The sequence below is a fragment of the Halorubrum halodurans genome (genome assembly GCF_002252985.1).
GTDB classification, from domain to species: domain Archaea; phylum Halobacteriota; class Halobacteria; order Halobacteriales; family Haloferacaceae; genus Halorubrum; species Halorubrum halodurans.
Genome location: NZ_NHPJ01000123.1, coordinates 1 through 527, shown reverse-complemented (window position 1 = coordinate 527; position 527 = coordinate 1). Strand labels below are relative to the sequence as shown.

The following is a 527-nucleotide window of genomic DNA, read 5'->3' as shown; positions in this document are numbered from 1 at the left end:
GGGCTCGGTGGAGCAGGAGGAGGATGAGGCGACGGTACTCGTTCGAGTAGGCCTTCGCGAGCCGGCGGAACCGAGGACTGTCGAGGTGGACTCGATCAGTCATCGTCGCGAGCCTCCAGACAGGAAGCTAGCTGACTGCTCTTCTTGCTCTTGACGACGCCCTCACCGACTGAACGGCTGAACGGACCACCTTCCCAGTCGTCGGCCTCTCGCGGGTCCGGTAGGTCCCGCTCGGGGCAGTCGAGGAGGTGGCCGTACTCGGTCCCGTTCGACTGGTTGCGGGTACAGCGAGCGCCGCAGGCGTGGCACCAGAACTCGCCGGGACCGTCCGCCGTGAGCGTGGTGCCGGTGTTGAGGTCTTGCGCTTCCGTGGAGTCTATACCGCCGTCGTCGGTAGTGTCAGGTGCTGACATGGTTGCTTGGTGACCGTGTGAGCATCGGGCCGGTGCTGGGACACCGGCCTTCGCGGCGCGTGCCCGATGCGAGGTGCCTCGCCCTTCCGGGGTCATCGGCGAGGTCGTCGATCA

Annotated in this window: 1 protein-coding gene; it reads right to left on the bottom strand. The window is 66.4% G+C overall.

Features of this window, described 5'->3' with window-relative positions:
- Positions 1 to 95 precede the first annotated feature (95 nt).
- Complete coding sequence (locus DJ70_RS14085; protein ID WP_094534061.1) at positions 96 to 413, bottom strand: hypothetical protein; 318 nt, start codon at positions 411 to 413, stop codon at positions 96 to 98.
- Positions 414 to 527: the final 114 nt, after the last annotated feature.

What these genes read in the sequence shown, in the direction of transcription:
- DJ70_RS14085 (WP_094534061.1), bottom strand. Translation starts at nt 413, where the DNA reads ATGTCAGCACCTGACACTACCGACGACGGCGGTATAGACTCCACGGAA.